General features: G+C 69.0%; 15 protein-coding genes. 4 read left to right on the forward strand and 11 right to left on the reverse strand.

What is annotated here, in order from left to right:
• Nucleotides 1-120 precede the first annotated feature (120 nt).
• Nucleotides 121-963, reverse strand: a complete 843-nt coding sequence (locus tag MKI84_RS04755) for an SDR family NAD(P)-dependent oxidoreductase (protein ID WP_241616946.1) — start codon at nucleotides 961-963, stop codon at nucleotides 121-123.
• A gap of 303 nt (nucleotides 964-1266) precedes the next feature.
• Here MKI84_RS04755 and MKI84_RS04760 point away from each other — a divergent pair, with 303 nt between their 5' ends.
• Nucleotides 1267-2151, forward strand: a complete 885-nt coding sequence (locus MKI84_RS04760) for an NAD(P)-dependent oxidoreductase (RefSeq protein WP_342593614.1) — start codon at nucleotides 1267-1269, stop codon at nucleotides 2149-2151.
• Nucleotides 2152-2170: 19 nt separating this feature from the next.
• Here MKI84_RS04760 and MKI84_RS04765 read toward each other — a convergent pair whose 3' ends face one another.
• Both MKI84_RS04765 and MKI84_RS04770 read right to left on the reverse strand, forming a co-directional pair.
• Nucleotides 2171-4024, reverse strand: a complete 1854-nt coding sequence (locus MKI84_RS04765) for a monovalent cation:proton antiporter-2 (CPA2) family protein (protein WP_241616948.1) — start codon at nucleotides 4022-4024, stop codon at nucleotides 2171-2173.
• A 186-nt stretch (nucleotides 4025-4210) separates the two neighbouring features.
• The gene (locus tag MKI84_RS04770) at nucleotides 4211-5275 is read right to left on the reverse strand and encodes an NAD(P)-dependent alcohol dehydrogenase (protein ID WP_241616950.1); all 1065 of its coding nucleotides are present in this window, start codon (nucleotides 5273-5275) and stop codon (nucleotides 4211-4213) included.
• Between the two features lie 266 nt (nucleotides 5276-5541).
• Between MKI84_RS04770 and MKI84_RS04775 the strand changes: the two genes are divergently transcribed.
• Nucleotides 5542-6474, forward strand: coding sequence for a LysR family transcriptional regulator (locus tag MKI84_RS04775; protein ID WP_241616952.1), 933 nt, complete (start codon nucleotides 5542-5544; stop codon nucleotides 6472-6474).
• An 11-nt stretch (nucleotides 6475-6485) separates the two neighbouring features.
• On the opposite strand, the gene MKI84_RS04780 is transcribed toward MKI84_RS04775, so the two are convergent.
• The gene (locus tag MKI84_RS04780; RefSeq protein ID WP_241616953.1) at nucleotides 6486-7343 is read right to left on the reverse strand and encodes an oxidoreductase; all 858 of its coding nucleotides are present in this window, start codon (nucleotides 7341-7343) and stop codon (nucleotides 6486-6488) included.
• 310 nt (nucleotides 7344-7653) lie between these two features.
• Here MKI84_RS04780 and MKI84_RS04785 point away from each other — a divergent pair, with 310 nt between their 5' ends.
• Nucleotides 7654-8133, forward strand: a complete 480-nt coding sequence (locus tag MKI84_RS04785) for a nuclear transport factor 2 family protein (RefSeq protein WP_241616955.1) — start codon at nucleotides 7654-7656, stop codon at nucleotides 8131-8133.
• Between the two features lie 85 nt (nucleotides 8134-8218).
• On the opposite strand, the gene MKI84_RS04790 is transcribed toward MKI84_RS04785, so the two are convergent.
• The 4 genes from MKI84_RS04790 to MKI84_RS04805 are packed head-to-tail and all read right to left on the reverse strand — an operon-like array spanning nucleotide 8219 to nucleotide 12775.
• The gene (locus MKI84_RS04790) at nucleotides 8219-9808 is read right to left on the reverse strand and encodes a gamma-glutamyltransferase family protein (RefSeq protein ID WP_241616957.1); all 1590 of its coding nucleotides are present in this window, start codon (nucleotides 9806-9808) and stop codon (nucleotides 8219-8221) included.
• 15 nt (nucleotides 9809-9823) lie between these two features.
• Complete coding sequence (locus MKI84_RS04795; protein WP_241616959.1) at nucleotides 9824-11149, reverse strand: TRAP transporter large permease; 1326 nt, start codon at nucleotides 11147-11149, stop codon at nucleotides 9824-9826.
• Entirely contained in the window at nucleotides 11139-11684 is a 546-nt protein-coding gene (locus MKI84_RS04800; protein WP_241616961.1) for a TRAP transporter small permease subunit, read from the reverse strand. The genes MKI84_RS04795 and MKI84_RS04800 overlap by 11 nt, the downstream gene beginning before the upstream one ends.
• The gene (locus MKI84_RS04805) at nucleotides 11681-12775 is read right to left on the reverse strand and encodes a TRAP transporter substrate-binding protein (protein WP_241616963.1); all 1095 of its coding nucleotides are present in this window, start codon (nucleotides 12773-12775) and stop codon (nucleotides 11681-11683) included. Before MKI84_RS04805 ends, MKI84_RS04800 begins: the two co-directional genes overlap by 4 nt.
• A gap of 294 nt (nucleotides 12776-13069) precedes the next feature.
• Between MKI84_RS04805 and MKI84_RS04810 the strand changes: the two genes are divergently transcribed.
• Nucleotides 13070-15418, forward strand: a complete 2349-nt coding sequence (locus MKI84_RS04810) for an acetamidase/formamidase family protein (RefSeq protein ID WP_425353803.1) — start codon at nucleotides 13070-13072, stop codon at nucleotides 15416-15418.
• Here MKI84_RS04810 and MKI84_RS04815 read toward each other — a convergent pair.
• From MKI84_RS04815 to MKI84_RS04825, 3 genes are read right to left on the reverse strand one after another with little or no spacing between them, the layout of a single operon-like run.
• Complete coding sequence (locus MKI84_RS04815) at nucleotides 15415-16809, reverse strand: FGGY family carbohydrate kinase (protein ID WP_241617561.1); 1395 nt, start codon at nucleotides 16807-16809, stop codon at nucleotides 15415-15417. The two genes, MKI84_RS04810 and MKI84_RS04815, sit on opposite strands and share 4 nt — an antisense overlap.
• Entirely contained in the window at nucleotides 16809-18032 is a 1224-nt protein-coding gene (locus tag MKI84_RS04820; protein WP_241616967.1) for an NAD(P)/FAD-dependent oxidoreductase, read from the reverse strand. The genes MKI84_RS04815 and MKI84_RS04820 overlap by 1 nt, the downstream gene beginning before the upstream one ends.
• Complete coding sequence (locus tag MKI84_RS04825) at nucleotides 18029-19447, reverse strand: NAD(P)/FAD-dependent oxidoreductase (RefSeq protein ID WP_241616969.1); 1419 nt, start codon at nucleotides 19445-19447, stop codon at nucleotides 18029-18031. Before MKI84_RS04825 ends, MKI84_RS04820 begins: the two co-directional genes overlap by 4 nt.
• Nucleotides 19448-19574 lie beyond the last annotated feature (127 nt).

Here is a 19574-nt window from a genome sequence, read left to right on the forward strand (position 1 = left end):
CCGGCGCGCACCATCTTGCATACTACCATACAAGTCAAGAGGGCGCGGGAGGGCGCTTTTTGGGCGTCGCCGATGGCCGGGCCGGCGCCTCGTTCGGAGCGGCGGCCCGGTGTCCGTGTCTCAGCCGCCGTCGCGCATGTAGGCGGCGAAGGCGTCGGCGTAGTCGGGATGCCAGCGCGACAGTGCCGGGCGGTTCTCGATGATGTCGGACGCGGCCCAGCGCATGCGCTTGAGGTCCGTGGCGCGATCCACCTCGTTGTCGGGGCACAGGATGTAGAAGGTGCCGCGCGCCATCTCCTCGTCGAGCCGTTCGGCGACCTGATCGGGGGTCCAGGCGCCGGCCGGCTTCTCCTCCACCCCCTTGGCGCGGGTGAAGCCGGTATAGGTGAAGCCGGGAATCAGCAGATGCGCGGTGACGCGGGTGCCGGTCGCTTTCACCAGATCATGCGCCACCGATTCTGTGAGCGCCTTCAGCGCCGCCTTGGAGACGTTGTAGGCGGTGTCGCCGGGCGGCAGGGTGATGCCCTGCTTGGAGCCGGTGACCACCACGGCGCCGGGGAGGCCCGAGGCGAGCAGGTCCGGCAGGAATAGTTGCAGGCCATGCAGCACGCCCCAGAGATTGGTCTCCAGCGTGGCGCGCCAGACCTCTTCGCCGGCGAGCAGGCCGCCGCCGCCCTCGCGGCCGGCATTGAGCATGAGCACGGTCACGGGGCCGAGCCGGTCCGCCTGCGCCTTCACGGCGGCGAGCTGGGCGCGGTCGCGGACATCGGCCGGCGCGGGCGCGGCCGCGATGCCTTCCGCCACTAGACCCGCGACCGCCTCATCGAGCGCGGCGCCGGGGCGGTCGACCACCAGCACCTTCATGCCGGCGGCACCGAAGCGGCGGGCCGCGGCAAGGCCGATGCCGCTGGCACCGCCGGTGACGAGAGCGACATGGTTCCGGGCGATGGCGGGATGGGGCATCGGGAGTCCTCACTCTTCATCGGCGATCGATGGTTCGATGTGATGTCGTGCCGATGCGAAAGCCAGTGTCGTCGGATTAAAGCCCGGACGTGACGACGGGCGCAACGATGCCATGCCGGCACGGATCCGTTCAACGCGACCTGCCCCACGTCACCAACGGCGCGTGGTATTGCATTACGAAAACGTTTAACATGGCGTGTTAATTGAGTTTCGGCCGGCGGGGATCAGGCAGCCGAAGCTCCCTGATTCCCGGTGCCGGACACGTGTTGCGGCCGCAGAAGCGATGAGAGACGAGGTAGTAACGTGACGGAGACGATCGGATTTGTCGGCGTGGGGCTGATGGGGCACGGCATCGCCGCCAACCTTCTGAAGGCGGGCTATCCGATGACCGTCGTCGGGCGGCGCAACCGCGCGCCGGTGGAGGATCTGGTGAGCCAAGGCGCGCGTGAGGCAGGCTCGGCGGCGGCGCTCGCGGCGGCCTCGTCCGTCGTGTTCCTGTGCCTCACCGATGCGGCCGCCGTCGAGGCGGTGATCGGCGAGATGGAGGCCGCTCTCCGGCCGGGGACGGTGATCGTCGACTGCTCGACTTCCGATCCGGTGGTGACCGTGCAACTTGCGGAACGGCTCGCGGCGCGCGGCGTCGATTATTGCGATTCCCCGCTCGGCGGCACGCCGGCGCAGGCCGAGGCCGGCGAGCTTCACGCCATGGTGGGGGCGAGCGACGCGGTGTTCGCGCGGCTGAGGCCGATCTTCGAGCCGTGGACGGCGCGGATCGTCCATGTCGGCGGGGTGGGAGACGGCCACCGCATCAAGCTTATCAACAACTTCCTCGCGCTCGGCTATGGCGCGCTCTATTCCGAGGCGCTGGCGATCGCGCGCAAGTCGGGCCTCACGGTGGCGCAGGTCGACGAGGTGATCCGCGGCGGGCGGATGGATTGCGGCTTCTACCAGACCTTCATGGGCTATGTGCTGCAAGGTAACCGCAACTCGCACAAGTTCACGCTCTCCAACGCCTATAAGGACCTGCGATACGTCGAGGCCATGGCCAATGCGGCGCGGTGCGCCACCCCGATCGCCAGCATGGTGAAGAACGCCTATGCCCAGGCGGTGGCGACCGGCGGCGACGGGAACGAGGACTATGTCTGCCTGCTGCCGGACTTCGTGGCGCGGGCGAACGGCGTCGGGTGAGGCGCCCGCCCGGCCGGCGTTACGCCGGGTCGGCGGCCGGGCTGGCCTGAACCCCGAGCTGTGCCTTGGCTGGCTTGGGCGGGATGAGCGGCGCATTGCCGTGGATCAGCTTGCGCGCCGAGACGTCGTAGAGGCCGCCGGTCAGCTCCAGCGCGAAGCGCTCCGCGTCGCGGCGTCGGATGTCGGCGATCACCTCCGCGCGCTCCTCCTCGCCGACATCCATGAGTTCCAGCGCCTTCTCACCCATCTTGAGGGCGGATTCGAAGGTTTCGCGGATCTGGAAGTCCGCACCGGCGTGCACGATGTCGAGCGCGTGCTCGCGGTCGAAGGCGCGCACCAGCACCGGCACCAACGGGAACTCGGACTTCACCAGCTCGGTGATCTTGAGCGCCGCGTGCTTGTCGTCGACGGCGACGACGATCATGCGCGCCTCATGGGCGCCGGCAGCGTGCAGGATATCGAGCCGGGTGCCATCGCCATAATGCACCTTGAATCCGAAATCGCGGGAATCGCGGATGAGATCCGGGTTGGTCTCGATCAGCGAGATCGAGCAGCCCTGCGCGATCAGTGGCTGGCTGACGATCTGGCCGAAGCGGCCGGAGCCGATGACCAGCACGCTGGCCGACAGGCCTTCGGCGGCTTCCACGCCGTCCAGCGAGGGCGCCGCCTGCGGCATCAGCCGGTCGTGGGCGATGATCATCAGCGGGGTCAGCGCCATGGAGACGATGATGGTCGCGGTCAGCGTCGCGTTGGTCTCCGCGTCGATGATCCCCACGGTGGCGGCGGCAGCGTAGAGCACGAAGGCGAACTCGCCGCCCTGCGCCATCAGCACCGCCCGCTCGATCGCCTCGCGGTGCCCGGCGTGGAAAAGCCGGGCGATGGAGTAGATGCCGATGAACTTCAGCACCATGTAGGCGGCAACGGACAGCAAGATCAGCGGCCAGTTGCCGGCGATGACGACGAGGTCCAGCGCCATGCCGACGCCGAGGAAGAACAGGCCGAGCAGGATGCCGCGGAACGGTTCGATATCGGCTTCGAGCTGATGCCGGAACGAGCTTTCCGACAGCAGCACGCCGGCCAGGAACGCGCCCATCGCCATGGAGAGTCCGCCAAGCTGCATGGCGAGCGCTGCGCCCAGCACCACGAACAGCGCTGCCGCCGTCATCACCTCGCGCGCCTTGGCCTTGCCGAGGATGCGGAACATCGGGTCGAGCAGGTAGCGACCGGCGAGGATCAGCGCGGCGATCGAGGCGAGTCCGATGGCGACCGAGGTCAGGCGTTCGCCGAGCGTCACCTCACCGCCGCCCGGGGCGAGGAACACCACCAGCGCCAGCAGGGGCACGATGGCGAGGTCTTCCAGCAGCAGGATGGCGACGATGCGCCGTCCCGGCGGGGTGGCGAGAGTACGGCGCTCCTCCAGCATCTGCATGACGATGGCCGTGGAGGTCAGCACGAAGCCGGTGCCGGCGACGAAGCTGACGGGGGCGGGAAAGCCCAGGGTGAGGCCGACGCAGGTCAGCAGGCCGATGCACAGCGCCACCTGCACCAGGCCGAGCCCGAAGATCTCCCCGCGCATCGACCACAGCCGCGAGGGCTGCATTTCCAGCCCGATAACGAACAGAAACATCACCACGCCGAGCTCGGCGACATGCAGGATCGTCTGCGGATCGGAGAAAAGGCCCAGCCCATACGGCCCGATGGCGAGGCCGGCGGCCAGATAGCCGAGCACCGAGCCGAGGCCGAGGCGCTTGAACAGCGGCACGGCGATGATCGCCGCTCCGAGCAGGGCGACGATCGGGAAGATGTCGAACCCGCCATGTGCGGCAGCCTCGGCGGCATGGGCCGCGGCGTCGGTAGCGGCGTCAACGGCCATGCAGGTCTTCTCCGGTGGCGCGTCCAGGCTCGCGGGGAGGGAGTCCCCGGATTGTGTCGCGCGCGAGTGAGTGGCCGGCAGGCTGCGGGCAAATCGCGGCGCGGTCAATCGGACGATCGTCCCCGTCGCGCGGGCTGAGCGTCCCGGGGCCGTCCCGGAGCCGCGGGAAGGCCCGGCAAAGGCGCGTCACGCCGCCTTGCGCAGCGTCTCCATGTCGATGACGAAGCGGTACTTCACATCACTCTTCAACATGCGCGCGAAGGCGACCTCGATGTCCTGCATCGCGATCATCTCGACATCGGCGGTGATGCCGTGCTCGGCGCAGAAATCGAGCATTTCCTGTGTTTCCGCGATGCCGCCGATGAGCGAACCGGCAATGGCGCGCCGGCCGAACACCAGCGGGAACACCGAGGGCGAGGGGTGCGGATGCTCGGGCACGCCGACCAGCGTGAGCGTGCCGTCGCGCTTGAGCAGCGTGGTGAAGGCATCGAGATTATGCGAGGCCGCCACCGTGTTCAGGATGAAGTCGAAGCTGCCGGCATGGGCGGCCATCTCGTCGGGGTTGGTCGAGGTGACCGCGAGGTCGGCGCCGAGCCGCAGTGCTTCGGCGTGCTTGGAGGGCGAGGTGGTGAAGGCCACGACCTGCGCCCCGAGCGCATGGGCGAGCTTCACGCCCATATGGCCGAGACCGCCAATGCCGACGATGCCGACCTTCTTTCCCGGCCCCGCCTTCCAGTGACGCAGTGGCGACCAGGTGGTGATGCCCGCGCAGAGCAGCGGCGCCACGGCGGCGAGATCCTTCTCGCCATGGCGGATCTTCAGCACGAAATGCTCGTCGACCGTAATGGCCTCGGAATAGCCGCCAAACGTATTCGGCAGGCCGCCGCGCACCGCGCCGCCATAGGTCTGGGTGAAGCCGTGGGGCCCTTCGCAATATTGCTCCAGCCCATCATCGCAGGCGATGCAGTGGCGGCAGCTTCCAACCATGCAGCCGACCCCGACAATATCGCCGGCCGCGAAGCGCGAGACCTCGCCGCCCACTGCGCGCACACGCCCGACGATCTCGTGGCCCGGCACCAGCGGATAGGTCATGCCCGGCCATTCGCTGCGCGCGGCGTGGAGGTCGGAATGACAGACGCCGCAATAGAGAATGTCTATGGCGACATCTTTCGGCCCGGGGGCGGCGCGGTCGATGGAATAGGGGCTGAGCGGCGTTGTGGCGGACGCGGCGGCGAAGGCCTTGGCAAGCATGCGGTCTTCCTCGAAACAGCGCCCGCCGAGCCTCGGACGGAAGGGGAGCCCGGAAATGGGAATTTTTCCAACCCATTGTGGTGGCCGCGAGAATCGCCGGCAGGTGCAACAGGCATTGCAGCTTAGCACCAAAAATCGACATTGCCCGGTCTGGGTGTTCGCGGCGATGTGATGGTGATTTTGCGGATTTCGCAGCAAATCAAAAGGGCATTATCGCCTTTCCTGTTTTAATGATGAGCAGCCCACTCGCGGCTCCAGGGTTTCCGATGGCACACGATCCGCTAGACGGTCTGGTGACGTTTCTCGCGGTAGCAGAACACCAGAGTTTTTCCTCGGCGGCGGTACGGCTCGGCGTGTCGCCATCGGCGGTAAGTCAGTCGATCCGCAATCTTGAGGCGCGGCTCGGCGTGGCGCTGTTCAACCGCACCACGCGCAGCGTCAGCCTGACCGAAGTCGGTACTTTGTATTTCGACCGGGTGGCGCCCTCGCTGCGCGAACTGCTCGACGCTGCGCAGGAGATCGGCGAGGCCGATAGCGCTCCCGCCGGGCTGCTGCGGCTGAACGTGCCGCGCGCCGCTTTCATGATCGCGCTGGAGCCCGTGCTGCGCGATTTCCTCGAGGCCTATCCGGGCATTGATCTGGAGATCACGATCGACAACCGGCTGGTCGATATCGTCGGCGCCGGCTTCGACGCGGGCATCCGCTTCGGCGATCTGGTGGAAAAGGACATGGTGGCGGTCAAGATCGGCCCGCCCATCGCTGCCCATGTGGTTGCCGCGCCCGATTACATCGCGCGCTACGGCGTGCCGCAGCACCCGAGCGACCTGCTCGGGCACTCCTGCATTGGCTTCCGCCACCTGACGACCGGGCAGGTCGAGCGCTGGGCCTTCGTGCGGGGCGATGAAAGCCTTGAGCTGGCGGTGCGCGGCCGGCTGATCGTCAATGACACGGTGGCGCTGACGCAGGCGGCTCTGGACGGCATCGGCATCGCCTACATGATCAGCGGTTACATCGAGCGTTTCGTCGAGGATGGACGGCTGGTGCGCCTGCTGGAGGAGTGGAGCCCGCCGCTCAGCGGGTTCACCCTGTATTATCCCGACCGCCGCCGCGTGCCGCTCAAGCTGCGGGCGTTGATCGACTTCCTGCGTTCCCACCGGCCGGCCGTGCCCGCGACACGGGTCGACGGCGTGACCCGCTAGCGCGTCGGGGCTCAGGCCGCGGCGTTGTCCGCCGGGTCGAAGTCGGTCGAGACCGACACAGCCCGCCACTGCGCGAACTCGGCCTCCAGCGCCGCGAGCTTCTCGCCGACCAGCTTCACCGCATCGCTGCCGAGCAGCAGATGGGCCGGCGGGTTCTCGGCCGCCACGAGTTCGAGCAGCACCTGCGCGGCCTTGGCCGGGTTGCCCGGCTGCTTGCCGCTATAGCCCTGCCGGCGCTCGCGCCACGGCTCGAACACCGAATCGTAATCGGCGATCGCGCGCTCGACGCGGACCATGGAACGGCCGGCCCAGTCGGTGCGGAACGACCCCGGCTCCACTGCCGTGACATGGATGCCCAGATCCTTGACCTCCTTGCCGAGCGACTCGGAGATGCCTTCCAGGGCGAACTTGCTGCCATGATAGATGCCGAGGCCCGGCAAGGTCATGAGGCCGCCCATCGACGTGATGTTGATGATGTGACCGGAGCGCCGGGCGCGCATGAAAGGCAGCACCGCCTGAATCAGGGCCACCGGGCCATAGACATTCACCTCGAACTGCCGGCGCACTTCCTCGATGCCGGTTTCCTCGATCACACCCTCGTGGCCATAGCCGGCATTGTTGACCAACACGTCGATCGGCCCGATCTCGGCCTCGATGCGCGCGACCGCCGGCGCGATGGCGGGCGTGTCGGTGACGTCGAGGATGATGCCGGTGGCGCGGCCGGGCGCGAGCGCCTCGAACGGCGCGACGTCCGCCGGCTTGCGCAGCGTGCCGACCACGCGATAGCCGGCGTCCAGCGCGCCCTGCGCGAAGGCGCGGCCGAAGCCGGTGCTGACGCCGGTGATGAAGAACAGTTTCGGATTGGACATATCGACTTCTCCTGAGGGGCGTTAGAGGCCACATCTAGAGACAGGTCACCGTTCCGATTAGCCTCTGCCCGCTGAATGCCGTTGTAAGCGGTGCTTCAGACTGCCGGCACGCCAAAACGGTTTAAAATCCTGCGGGCGGCGTTGTCCCGGATCCGCAAGCCGCCTCGCGCCGTCGCTGAGGTGACGATCAAGGATCCGAAGAGGCAGGCCATCGACGGCCTGCGTGCGGAAAGAGAAGAAGGGCGGGCCGCGCCGTGCTACCGCTGACGACGCGTGCCCTTTATCCTGATGCCCGTCGAGGAGACATTTCATGTCCGCGCCTGCCGCGTCCCGCCCGCCGCTGCCGCCCTTCACCGAAGAGACCGCCCGGCAGAAGGTCCGTCTTGCCGAAGACGGCTGGAACAGCCGCGATCCCGGCAAGGTCTCGCTGGCCTACACGCCCGACAGCGTGTGGCGCAATCGCGCGGAATTCGTCACTGGTCGCGAGGCGATCGTCGCCTTCCTCACCCGCAAATGGTCGCGCGAGCTGGATTATCGGCTGATCAAGGAATTATGGGCCTTCACCGGCAACCGCATCGCGGTGCGCTTCGCCTATGAGTACCATGATGACAGCGGCAACTGGTTCCGGGCCTATGGCAACGAGAACTGGGAGTTCGACGAGGACGGCCTGATGCGCTGGCGCCTTGCCTCGATCAACGAGCATCCGATCACCGAGAGCGAGCGCAGGTTCCATTGGCCGCTCGGCCGGCGCCCGGACGATCATCCCGGCCTCAGCGATTTCGGTTTCTGACAGCGCATTCTATCGATGGTTCCGCGCGCCCTCGGGCGCGACGGATGCCGGAGCGCCGGCGCCGCGATCGGGCGCCGGCCGGGGCTCAGAAGCCTGCCGCGGCGCCGTCGCTGCGCGGATCGTTCGCGCCTTCCAGCCGGCCGTCGGCATGGCGCACGATGGCGCCGGCGTGGCCCATGGTGCTGGTGAAGGCCGGAAGCATCTCGACGTCGTGGCCGGCGGCGCGCAGCGCGGCGACCAGCGCGGGCGGGAAGCGGTCCTCCAGCTTGAGCGTCACCGTCTCCGCGCCCCAGGTGCGCCCGAGCAGCCAGCGCGGCGCGGTGATGGCGGCCTGAAGCTCCTGCCCGAACAGTGCGTAGCGCGAGAACAGCGCGGCCTGCGTCTGCGGCTGGCCCTCGCCGCCCATGGTGCCGTAGACCATATGGCGGCCGTCCTCGAACGAGGCCATGGCGGGATTGAGCGTGTGGAACGGCTTGCGGCCGGGCGCCAACACACGCGGTCCGCTGCCGCGAAGCTGGAAGCTGGCGCCCCGATTCTGCCAGACAATGCCGGTCTGCGGCAGCACCACGCCCGAGCCGAACTCGAAATAGATGCTCTGGATGAAGCTCGCCGCCAGGCCGTTGCCGTCGATGGCGCCGAGCCACACCGTGTCGCCGGCCGAGGGCGGCGCCGGCCAGGGCAGGGCGGTCTGCCGGTCGATGCGCGCGGCGAGCGTGTCCAGCGCCGCGTCGGTGAGCCAGTCGGCCGGGTTCTCGCTCATGGCGTCGGGGTCGCCGACGATGCGGTCGCGGACCAGGAAGGCCTGCTTGGTGGCCTCGATCAGCCCGTGCAGATGGGCGAAGCCTTCCGCCTCGCTCACGCCCAGCCGGCTGAACAGGGCGAGGATCATCAGCGATGAGAGGCCCTGCGTCGGCGGGGGGAAATTGAACAGGCGCACGCCCGGCAGCGCCACGGAGAGCGGGGCCACGCGGCGGGCGGCGCAGGCTTCGAGGTCGGCGAGCGCCACCGGCGAGCCGGCGAGCGCGAGGTCGTGGGCGATCTCCCGCGCCAGCGCGCCGCGATAGAAATCCCGGGTGCCCGCGACACCGAGCCGGCGCAGTGTGCGCCCGAGCGCCGGCAGCTTCATGACCGAGCCCACGGCCGGCGCGGCGCCGTGCACGAGGAAGCTGTCGGCGAAGCCCGGAGCGTCGACGAGTTCGGGCCGCTTCTCGGCGGTGAGTTCGTTCTGGCTGACCGTGACCGGGAAGCCGTTCTCGGCATGCCAGGCGGCATCCTCGATCAGGCGCGAGAGCGGGAGCGTGCCGCCATGCTCGGCGCTGAGCCGCAGCGCCTCACCCCAGCCGGCGACGGTGGCCGCCACCGTGTTCGCCGCGAGCGGGCCGCGCTGGGGAATGGCGTCGAGCCCCGCGCGGGCATAGAGCCCGGGCGTCGCGGCCGCCGCCGCCCGGCCGCAGGCCTCGACGCCGACCGGCGCCTCGCCCGGCCGGCCGATGAGCCAGAAACCGTCGCCGCCGATGGCGGTCATGTGCGGATAGACCACGGCGAGGGCCGCGGCCATCGCCACCGTCGCCTCGACCGCATTGCCGCCCTCGCGCAGCACCCGAAGGCCGGCTTCGGTAGCCAGATGATGCGGCGAAGTCGCCATGCCCCGCAGGGCACGTACCGTGTTCAGCATGATGAAGACCCGTGTCTACCAGCCGATCGCGCGGGGCAGCCAGGTCGCCACCGAGGGGAACGCGAATACCAGGGCCACCGCCGCGATCTGCAGCGCGATGAAGGGGACGACGCCGCGATAGATCTCGGCCGTCGTCACCTCCGGCGGCGCGACGCCGCGCAGATAGAACAGGGCCCAGCCGAAAGGCGGTGTCAGGAACGAGGTCTGCAGCACGGTGGCGATCAAGGCCGCCGCCCACACCAGATCGACGCCGGCATTCTGCATCAGCGGCAGGAACATCGGCACCACGATGTAGCTGATCTCGATCCACTCGATGAAGAAGCCGAGCACGAAGATGATCAGCAGCATGAAGATCAGGATGCCGTCGGTGCCGCCGGGCACCAGCGCGAAGGCGTCGTGCACCAGCCGTTCGCCGCCGAGGCCGCGGAAGGCGAGCGCGAAGACCTGCGAACAGATCAGCACGAAGAACATCATCGCCGTGATGCGGGCGGTGGATTGCACCGTGTCGACCAACGTCTTCAAGGTGAAGCGGCCGGCAATGGTGGCGACGAGGATGGAGCCGAGCGCGCCCATGCTGGCGGCTTCGGTCGGGGCGGCGACGCCGGCGATGATCGAGCCGAGCACGGCGAGCACCAGCCCGATCGGTGGCAGGCCGACCTTGAGGGCCTTCAGCCACAGCTCGCCGCGCGGCATGGCCTGCCGCTCTTCCAGCGGAATGGCGGGCACCTTTTCCGGCCAGATGATGCCGACCACGATCATGTAGACGCAGAAAATCCCGGTGAGCAGCAGGCCGGGCATCAGCGCGGCCGCGAACAGCGTGCCGACGGATTCGCCGAGAATGTCGGCGAGCAGGATCAACACCGTGCTTGGCGGAATGAGCTGGCCGAGCGTGCCCGAGGCGCAGATGGCGCCGCAGGACAGGCTTCGGTCATAGCCGCGCCGCAGCAGGGTCGGCAGGGTCAGCAGGCCGAGCGTGACGATGGTGGCGCCGACGATGCCGGTGGTGGCGCCCATCAGCATGCCGACCAGGACAATGCCGAGGCCCATGCCCCCGCGCAGCCCGCCGGACAGATGGCCGATGACCTCCATCAACTCGTCCGCGAGGCGGGACTTCTCCAGCATCACGCCCATGAACACGAAGAGCGGAATTGCGATCAGCGTGTAATTGGCGGTGACGCCGTAGATGCGCGCCGGAAGCAGGCTGAACAGCGAGGTGCCAAAGCCGAGCCAGCCGAAGAAGAAGCCGCTGATCGCCAGGGTGAGCGCCACCGGCACGCCGATGAGCAGCATGACGAAGAACGAGGCGATGCAGGCGATCGCCAGGATTTCATTAAGGGGCATCGGCAGTCACTCGCGCGGCGGGTGTGTTCGCGCCACCCAGAAAGGCCTCCAGCGCGCGCAGCGTCGCGGCGAGGCTCTGGAGCAGAAGCAGGATGAAGCCGGCCGGGATCATCGCCTTGAGGATGAAACGGTAGGGCAGGCCGCCGGGATCGGGCGAGCCCTCGCCGATGCGGTAGGACTGCATCACGTAATTCCAGGACAGCAGGATGATGAGGATCGACAGCGCGACCACGGCAGCGGCGGAGAACAGGTCGATGACACGGCGCGCGCCGGCGGGGAAACGGGCATAGAGGATGTCCACCCGCACATGGCCCTCATGCTTGATCGTGTAGGCGATGCAGAGCAGCGTGAGCGGGCTCATCAGGTGCCATTCCAGCTCCTGCATCGCCACCGAGCCGGTGTTGAACACGTAGCGCATGAGCACGTTGCCGGCCATGACGAGGACGAGCGCGAAGCCCGTCCACGCCGCGACCCAGCCGCAGGCCTCGACAATCGCGTCGAGGCCCCGGGCGACTTTTTCCAGCGCGGAGGTCATGCGCCCCTGCGGATCTGGGTCTGGTAGACCGCTTCCGACAGGCCGGCCCACTGGCTGTGCTCGGCCGCGAACTTGGTGAAGGACTCGTAGACCTTCTTGATCTTCGGGTCGCTGTCGGCGAGCTGCTGGAGGGTGGTCGTGGTGACCTCGCGCAGCTTGTCGACGACCGGGACCGGGTAGGGGCCGGCGATGACGCCCTGGTTCTTCACGAGGTCGGTCATCGCCTCGCCATTGGTCGCCTCGCACCAGGTGTGGCTGATGACGTTGCAGGCGGCCGCGGCGGCGCGGACGATTTCCTGAAGGTCGGCCGGCAGCGAATCCCAGGCGCCCTTGTTGACGATCAGCTCGGTGACATTGTTCGGCTCGTGCCAGCCGGTGGTGTAATAGTACTTGGCGGCCTTCTGCAGGCCGAGACGGCGGTCCTGATAGGGGCCGACGAACTCGGCGGCATCGATCACGCCGCGCTCCAGCGCCGGGAAGATTTCGCCGCCGGGCAGCAGCTTCACATCGACGCCGAGCTGCGCATAGACCTTTCCGGCGAGGCCGGGAATGCGCATCTTCAGGCCCTTGAAGTCCTCGACCTTCTCGATCGGCTTGCGGAACCAGCCCGACATCTGCACGCCGGTATTGCCGAGCGGCATCGGCACGAGATTGAACGGGGCGTAGAGCTCCTCCCAGAGCTGGAGGCCGCCGCCATGGTAGATCCACGCGTTCTGGCCCTGGAAATTCAGGCCGAACGGCACGCAGGTGAAGAACTGCGCGGCCGGCACCTTGCCGGCCCAGAAATAGGAATTGGCCGCGTTCATCTCGACCGTGCCGGCGGACACCGCGTCGAAGCCTTCCAGCGCCGGGATCAGCTCGCCGGCGGCGAAATGCTGGATGTTCAGCCGCCCGCCGGACATCTTGCCGACCAGCTCGCAGAAATAGGTCGGGCTGCCGGGACCCGCGACGTAGAACGGCGCGCCGGGGCCATAGGCGTTGGTCATCTTCCAGTTGAAGGTCTGCTGGGCGCGGGCGACATGCGGCGCGGCGAGAGTGGCGACGGCGGCCGTGCCGGCGAGGCCGGCCCCCAGAAATCCACGACGATCCATGATGTTCCCCTTTGTTCGGACGGGTGGCCGCTGGCCTGCGGCGCGCCCTGTTGGGGCTAGATATTCCGCCGCCGCGCGGCGGGGGCAATGCCTTCTATGGGGCAATGGACCGGAAACCGGCGGTGTCGTTGAGGGGCGTTCATCGATAAAAATTGTTACAAATCAAGTTATTATATATGATTGACGCGAATTTGTGCGCCTCTTGCGGCAAAGGTCGCGACAAGTTTTTGTGCGCCGTTCGTCAAAGTGCTTCACTGGCGCGGACCGGCCGTCGGGGCCTAGAGCAGCGTCATGATGAACCGAACCGTTCCCATCTCGATCAACGCCTTTCCCGCGAGCAAGCAGGAAGCGGCCTGGCGCGAGACTCTGGCCTCGCTCGCGCTGTCCGCGCGGCTGCCGAAAGCGGTCGATTTCCATTTCGGCGAGGTGTCGATCAAGCGCTCGCCGACGCTGGCGACCTTCGCGCTGCTGCGCTCCAGCGCACAGGATCTCTCGGCGCTGGCGGGCACGGAGCCGCACATACTGATCGGCTTCGTGAATTACGGGCGCGGCCATCTCACCGATTCCGGCCGGCGCGCCGCGGAGTTCGCCGATGGCGACCTTTGGGTGTGCGACCCGGCCGCGCCGTTCTCGGTGCAGTTCCGCAACGATTTCGAGCTGCTGCTGCTGCGCCTGCCCCGCGAGCGGCTGGTGGGGCGGCTGGGCCGGGCCTCCTGCGTGCCGACGCTGGTGCTGGGCGAATCGGTCTCCGCCTCCGCCGCGCGGCCGATGATGCGGGCTTTGGCGGCGAATTTCGCGGCGATGGAGGATGGCGACGTCATGGCCGCCGAGCCGGCGATCACCGAGCTGGTGCTCTCCGCGCTGCTGGCCGAGGCGCGGCCTGAGGAAGACAACGCCACGCAGGTGCAGGCCGCGCATTTCGCCCGCGTCTGCGCGCAGATCGAGGCGCGGCTGCGCGAGCCCGAACTGTCCGTCGCCGACATCGCCAAGGCCGAAGGGCTGTCGGCGCGCTACATACAGCGCCTGTTCGAGGGACAGGACCGCTCGTTCTCGGACTATGTGCGCCACCGGCGGCTGGAGCAGTGCCGGCTGGATCTGGTGAACCCGCAGCATGCCGACCGCTCCATCGCCGAGATCGGCTTTCGCTGGGGCTTCGCCGACCAGGCGCATTTCAGCCGGGTGTTCAGCGCCGCCTATGCCATTTCTCCGCGCGACTACCGCAAATCCTCCGGCCCGACGGTCGAGACGCGCTGGACCCGCGGGCGGCCCATGCATTCGGGCTCGCGCCCGGCGCGGCCGGCCCCGGCCCCGGCGGTCTCGCTGCCCGACAAGCGGGAGGTCGTCGCGCCGGAGGCGAGAGCGGCGGAGGCGGGGGAGGGGGCGCTGCTGGAGCCCGGCCACCACCATTTGCCGGTGTCGCGCGACACGGTGCACTGGGGCTATCTCTCGCGCACCATCGCGCCGGCGTTGCGCGTGCGCTCCGGGGCGCGCGTCACCATCGAGACGCTGACCCAGCACGCCTATGACGACCATGAGCGCATGATCGCGGGCGATGCCGGCGCCGAGAGCGTGTTCCACTGGACGCGCGACTACAAGGCGGTCGACCGGCGCGGCGCCGGGCCGGTGAACGCCACCATCTTCGGGCGCGGGGCGGGCGAGGGCTTCGGCGTGCATATCTGCACCGGGCCGATCTTCGTCCATGGCGCGGAGCCCGGCGACGTGCTGGAGGTCGAAATCCTCGACCTGAAGCCGCGCCCCTGCGCCAATCCGGCCCATGCCGGCTCGGCCTTCGGATCCAACGCGGCGGCGGCCTGGGGCTTCCACCATGACGACATTCTCGACGAGCCGCGCAAGCGCGAGGTCATCACCATCTACCGCACCGATGCGGCGGGCGAGAGCGGCGTGGCGGAGGCGGTCTATTCCTATCGCTGGGTGCCGCAGACCGACCCGTTCGGCGTGGTGCACGAGACCATCGATTATCCCGGCGTGCCGGTCGATCATTCCCGCCTCGAAAAGCGCGAGGGCATATTGAAGGGCGCGCGCATTCCGGTACGCCCGCATTTCGGCTTCATCGCGGTGGCGCCGCGCGAGACCGACATCGTGGATTCGGTGCCGCCGGGCTATTTCGGCGGCAATATCGACAATTGGCGCGCCGGGCGCGGCGCCTCGGTCTATCTGCCGGTCGCGGTGCCGGGGGCGCTGCTCTCGGTCGGCGATCCGCATCTGGCGCAGGGCGACGGCGAAATCAGCGGCACGGCGCTGGAATGCTCGCTCACCGGCGAGGTGCGCCTCGTGCTGCACAAGCGCGGCGAGACGCAGAAGACCTACCTCAACGGCCTCGGCGCGCCGCTGATCGAGACGCCGGATGCTTGGCTGCTGCACGGCTTCAGCTACACCAACTATCTGCGCGAGCTGGGCCGCAATGCGCAGTCGGAAGTGTTCAAGCGCTCCTCGCTCAGCCGCGCGCTGCGCAGCGCCTTCCGTGCCGCGCGCAAGTTCCTGATGGAGCGCTACGAGCTGGACGAGGACGAGGCGATCTCGCTCACCTCGGTGGCGGTGGATTTCGGCGTGACGCAGGTGGCGGACGGCAATTGGGGCGTCCATGCCAGGATCGCCAAGTCGATCTTCGAGCCGCGCCCCTAAGCGCGCCAGCTCCGGCTTTTCTCGATAGCGGAGGCGAAGCGCGCGTGATCGGTCGCGGTCACCGAGCCGTCGGGCGTGAACAGGGCGGCGTCGGCGCGGATGGCGCCGACCTCGGCGCCGCAGAACTCGGCGAGGCCGAGCGCGGTCATCTCGTGCAGCGCCGGCACCTTCACCGTGCACCCGCTGGCATTGGCGAGGAACTGCGCGAAATAGCGGCTCTGCGACAGCCCGCCATCGATGGCGATCGTCTCGATCGGCCCGACGATCGCGGCGGCCTCCTGGATCAGCCGGACCGTGAGCAGGGCGATGCCTTCCAGCGCGGCGCGCACCATGTCGGCGCGCCCGGTCGCGGCGTCCATGCCGATGAACAGCGGGGCCGCCTGCCGGTCCCAATAGGGCGCGGCAAGGCCGGACAGCGCCGGCACGAACACCAGCCCGCGCCGCAGCGCCGAAGGGCCTTCGAAGCCGTCCAGTTCGTCATCGGTGCCGAACAGGCCGAGCCGGCGCAGCCACTCCAGCGCCGCGCCGGCATCATAGACCCCGCCCTCGATCGCGAAGGCCGGGGGCTCGCCCTGCCGCTGCCAGCCAATGGTCGGCAACAGGCCGGAGCCACCGCGCGCCACATCCTTCGCCACGGCCAGCAGGAAGGCGCCGGTGCCGAAGGTGATCTTGGCGTCGCCCGGAGCGCGGCAGCCATGGCCGTAGAGCGCGGCCTGCTGGTCGACGATCGAGGCCTTGACCGGGATGCCGTCGATGCAGCCGAAGCCGGCATCCACCGCCACGATCTGCGGCAGGCACTCCAGCGGCACGCCGTGCAGCGCGCACAGCTCCGCGCTCCATGTGCCTGTTGCGAGATCGATGAGCCCGGTGCGCGAGGCGGTGGCGAGGTCGGTGCGGAATTCGCCGGTGAGCCGGTCGAGGAAGAAGGCGTCGGTGGTGCCGAGCCGAAGCCGTCCGGCTTTCAGCGCCTGCGCCACGACCGGAAGGTTGCGCAGCGTCCAGGCGAGCTTGCTGGCGGAGAAATAGGGATCGAGCGGCAGGCCGCAGATCGCCTTCGAGCGCGCCTCCGCCGCCGGTCCCAGCGCGGCCAGCGTGCCGGCGGTGCGGGCATCCTGCCAGACGATGACGGCGGAGAGAGCCTCGCCGGTTTCCGCATCCCAGGCGAGGCAGCTTTCGCCCTGATTGGCGATCGCGATGGCATCGACCGGGCCGGCCGCCGCCAGCACGTCGCGGATATTGGCGAGAAGTTCCTCGGGGTCATGTTCGACCCGGCCCGGAGCGGGGTGAAACTGCGCGTGGCGGCGGCTGGCGACAACACGCGCCCCGGCGCCGCTTTCGACGACGAGGCAGCGGGTCGAGGTCGTGCCCTGATCGATGGCGGCGACGCGCATCATTCACCCTCGCGGAAGCGGAAATGGACGTGTTCCGCGTGGAAGGCCGCGGGCGGAATCGGCACGAGGATACGCCGTTCCGGCCGCCAGTCGCCGCGCTTGTGCCAGACCTCGCGGCCGTCGAGTTCCAGTGAGAGCCGGCCCTGTGCGAGCCGCGTGAAGCGGAGCTGGAAGTCGGGAAAGGCCGGCGCATGGGCCGATCGGCGCAGCAGGCTCGGCACGGCGAGCTTGAGCGGCGCATCGAAGGTGACCGGCACCGCCTCGCTCGCCCCCTCGTCATGCGCCAGGTCCCGCGCGATAGCGCGGCCGACCGCGCGGCCCTCGCGAAACGCCCAGCCGCCGGTTTCCACCGCGCGCAGCACATTGCCGCCGGCGAAGAAGATCGGGTTGGCGCAGCGCCCATCCTGATCGATGGCCGGGCCGCCGCTGCCGGCGTCGACGCCAAGCGCGGATTGCCGGCACAGCGCGGATTCCGGCACGAAGCGCCCGGTGAGCAGCACCCCGTCGCAGGCGACGGTTTCCACCCCGCTATCGGCGCGGCGGAAGCTGACCTCCTCGACGCGCTGGACGCCGCGAATATCGACGATGTCCGCGCCGCGATGGAACGGCACGCCGACCAGCGCCGGGAACCAGCGGAACGGGGCGCGGGCGAGCGGCTCCGGGGCGCTCTCGATCATCGCGACCGGGCGGGCGCCATGGGTCAGGCAGGTGAAGGCGGCGGACAGGCTCACCAGCTCCGAGCCGACGATGAGCGGGCGGCGGAACGGCATCAGCCCGTGAAAGGCGACATAGGTCTGCAGCGTGCCGGTGGTGACCACGCCGAGCGGGCGGTCGCCGGAAATCAACCGGGCCGAGCGCGGCATCTCGCGGGCGCCGGTGGCGAGCAGGACGCGGCGGGCGGTCAGCGTTTCCACCCCGCGTGCGCTGGAGACGGCAATCTCGCCATCGGCCCCGATCTGCGTGACCGAATGGCCCAGCCGCACGTCGACGCCGGCATGGCCGGCCTCGCGTTCGAGCCGCTTTCCATAGGCGGCGCCGAGATAGACCCGGCCGAATTCGCGTATGCCGAAGGGCGAGTGGCTGCAATGGCGGGTCGCCCCGCCCAGATGCGGCTCGCGCTCCAGCAGCACGACGCGGGCGACGCCCTGCCGGCGCAGTTCGACCGCCGCCGCGACCCCGGACGGCCCGCCGCCGATGATGATCACGTCCGCGCGCGTGCTCATGCGTCCTCGGGCTCCTCGATCCCGTCGACGGCGAGCGGCTCGCTGAGCCGACCGCGCGTCATTTCGGCGAGGCGTGCGTTGCAGTAGAAGCCCTGGCAGCGGCCCATGCCGGCGCGGGTGCGGCGCTTCAACCCGCCGAAATCGCCGGGCGGAATGGGGCTCTCAAACGCGGCCTCGATCTCGCGGCGCGTCACCAGTTCGCAATGGCAGACGATCTCGCCATGGTCCGGGCGCTGCCAGTCTCGCTCGCGGGTTTCGGTGAGGTTCGGCATGGAGAGGCCCGGAGCCGTGGGTGCCGGGGTGGCGGGCAGGCCGAAGCCGGCATGGAGGCTGAGCGCGTGCTGGGCGAGGCCGAGCGCGGCCGACAGGCCGGTGGAGCGGATGCCGCCGAGCGTGATGGCGCGCATCTCGGGCCGCGCAAAGATGCGGTAGGCCTTGCTGTCGCTCGCCGGCCGCAGCCCGGCATAGACCGCGGTGACCGGAATGCCTGCCAGCGCCGGCACGATTTCGGCGCCGCGCGCGAGCAGCGCCTTCAGCGTGTCGGTCTCCACCGTCGCCCGCACCCGGTCGTCCTGCTCCTCGGCCGTGGGGCCGATCAGCACATTGCCGAAGGCGGTGGGGCAGACCACGACGCCCTTGGTGATCTCGGTGGGCACCGGCAGCACGATGCGCGGCACATGGGGACAGGCCGCCTTGTCGAGCACCACGAACTGGCCCTTGCGGGGGCGGATGGAGAATTCCGGTGCGAAGCCGAGCCGCTGGTCGACGATGTCGCCGTAAAGGCCGGCGGCGTTGACCACGGCGCGGGCGCGCAGGTCGCCCCTGCGGGTGGAGAGCGTCCAGTCGCCGTCGAAGCGGCCGGCCAGCATTTCGGCCTCGCGGAAAAACGACGCCCCGAGCGCGACCGCCTGAGTGAGATAGGCCAGCGGGGCCGACCACGGATCGATGATGTGCTCGCCCATCACCTCGATGGCGGCGACAAGGTGACCGGACAGGCCGGGCATGGAGCGGCGCGCCTCTTCGCCCGAGACAAGGCGCAGTTCGGCGATGCCGTTCGCGCGGCCCTGCGCGGCGATGTCCTCAAGCTTGCCCGCTTCCAGCGCGCTCCACGCGCAGACCAGCGCGCCGGTTTCCACCAGCGACAGGCCGAGGCCGGCATGGATGTCGAGATATTCGGACCGGCCGGCCTTGATGAGCTCAAGTTCCAGGCTGCCGGGCGGCGCGTCGAAGCCGGTGTGGAGGATGGCGCTGTTGGCCTTGGAGGCGCCGGAGAGGAGGTCGCTGCCCTTCTCGATCACGGCGACCCGCGCCCCGGCCAGCGCGAAGCGGCGGGCAACGGCGCAGCCGACGACGCCGGCGCCGATCACGGCGACGTCGAAAGTTTCGCGAATGTCGGGGGCAGGGTCGTGGAGCATCACCGCTCCTTTCCAATAAATCGTCTCACGCGGCCGGCGCACCGGCCGCGGCACCATGGTCCGGCCCGGCGCGCGGCCGGACCCTCAGGAGGGGCCCCGCCGCCGCGCGGCGGGGAGGCCGACGTCG

It is taken from the genome of Ancylobacter gelatini (assembly GCF_022601675.1).
GTDB lineage: Bacteria > Pseudomonadota > Alphaproteobacteria > Rhizobiales > Xanthobacteraceae > Ancylobacter > Ancylobacter gelatini.

What these genes read in the sequence shown, in the direction of transcription:
- MKI84_RS04800 (WP_241616961.1), bottom strand. Translation starts at nt 11,684, where the DNA reads ATGACCTCCGCGCTGGAAAAAGTCGCCCGGGGCCTCGACGCGATTGTC.
- MKI84_RS04790 (WP_241616957.1), bottom strand. Translation starts at nt 9,808, where the DNA reads ATGCTGAACACGGTACGTGCCCTGCGGGGCATGGCGACTTCGCCGCAT.
- MKI84_RS04770 (WP_241616950.1), bottom strand. Translation starts at nt 5,275, where the DNA reads ATGCTTGCCAAGGCCTTCGCCGCCGCGTCCGCCACAACGCCGCTCAGC.
- MKI84_RS04755 (WP_241616946.1), bottom strand. Translation starts at nt 963, where the DNA reads ATGCCCCATCCCGCCATCGCCCGGAACCATGTCGCTCTCGTCACCGGC.
- MKI84_RS04820 (WP_241616967.1), bottom strand. Translation starts at nt 18,032, where the DNA reads ATGAGCACGCGCGCGGACGTGATCATCATCGGCGGCGGGCCGTCCGGG.
- MKI84_RS04765 (WP_241616948.1), bottom strand. Translation starts at nt 4,024, where the DNA reads ATGGCCGTTGACGCCGCTACCGACGCCGCGGCCCATGCCGCCGAGGCT.
- MKI84_RS04815 (WP_241617561.1), bottom strand. Translation starts at nt 16,809, where the DNA reads ATGCGCGTCGCCGCCATCGATCAGGGCACGACCTCGACCCGCTGCCTC.
- MKI84_RS04810 (WP_425353803.1), top strand. Translation starts at nt 13,070, where the DNA reads ATGAACCGAACCGTTCCCATCTCGATCAACGCCTTTCCCGCGAGCAAG.
- MKI84_RS04775 (WP_241616952.1), top strand. Translation starts at nt 5,542, where the DNA reads ATGGCACACGATCCGCTAGACGGTCTGGTGACGTTTCTCGCGGTAGCA.
- MKI84_RS04825 (WP_241616969.1), bottom strand. Translation starts at nt 19,447, where the DNA reads ATGCTCCACGACCCTGCCCCCGACATTCGCGAAACTTTCGACGTCGCC.
- MKI84_RS04795 (WP_241616959.1), bottom strand. Translation starts at nt 11,149, where the DNA reads ATGCCCCTTAATGAAATCCTGGCGATCGCCTGCATCGCCTCGTTCTTC.
- MKI84_RS04780 (WP_241616953.1), bottom strand. Translation starts at nt 7,343, where the DNA reads ATGTCCAATCCGAAACTGTTCTTCATCACCGGCGTCAGCACCGGCTTC.
- MKI84_RS04805 (WP_241616963.1), bottom strand. Translation starts at nt 12,775, where the DNA reads ATGGATCGTCGTGGATTTCTGGGGGCCGGCCTCGCCGGCACGGCCGCC.
- MKI84_RS04785 (WP_241616955.1), top strand. Translation starts at nt 7,654, where the DNA reads ATGTCCGCGCCTGCCGCGTCCCGCCCGCCGCTGCCGCCCTTCACCGAA.